Source organism: Ralstonia sp. VS2407, from assembly GCF_052950655.1.
Map to the genome: position 1 here is coordinate 1 of NZ_JBRFVG010000180.1, position 499 is coordinate 499.

1 protein-coding gene and 1 pseudogene are annotated in these 499 nt (G+C 70.9%); both read left to right on the forward strand.

The window, feature by feature from the left end; genetic code table 11:
• Window positions 1–273: pseudogene (locus ACU8YE_RS24500) on the forward strand (alpha-1,4-glucan--maltose-1-phosphate maltosyltransferase); the annotation flags it as partial.
• Window positions 270–499 (forward strand): alpha-amylase family glycosyl hydrolase (locus ACU8YE_RS24505; protein ID WP_446929991.1); only part of this gene is annotated, 230 nt, incomplete at its 3' end. The pseudogene ACU8YE_RS24500 and the gene ACU8YE_RS24505, both read left to right, overlap by 4 nt.

Here is a 499-nt window from a genome sequence, read left to right on the forward strand (position 1 = left end):
ATCCTGGTCTTCTCCAAGACCGCGGTGCTCGACGACGGCAGCGAGGACACCGTCGTCGTGGTGCTCAACGTCGACCCGTACGCCGCCCACACCACGACCGTGCACCTCGACCTCCCCGCCCTCGGCTTCCAGTGGACCGAAGGCTTCGTCGTCCACGACGAGATCACGGGCCAGGACTGGACCTGGGGGGCGCACAACTACGTGCACCTCGACCCCTGGGTGGAGCCCGCCCACGTGCTCGCCGTACGCCGTCCCCCGGCGGTCGGCGCGTGACGGCCGAGGCCCAGGCAGCCCAGGCAGCCCAGGCAGCCCAGGCGGCGCAGGGCGAGTCGCCCCAGGTCGTCCTGGGCGACACCCCCGGCTGGTTCAAGACGGCCGTGTTCTACGAGGTGCTGGTCCGCTCGTTCAACGACTCCGACGGCGACGGCGTCGGCGACTTCCGCGGCCTGACCGAGAAGCTCGACTACCTGGGGTGGCTCGGCGTCGACTGCCTGTGGGT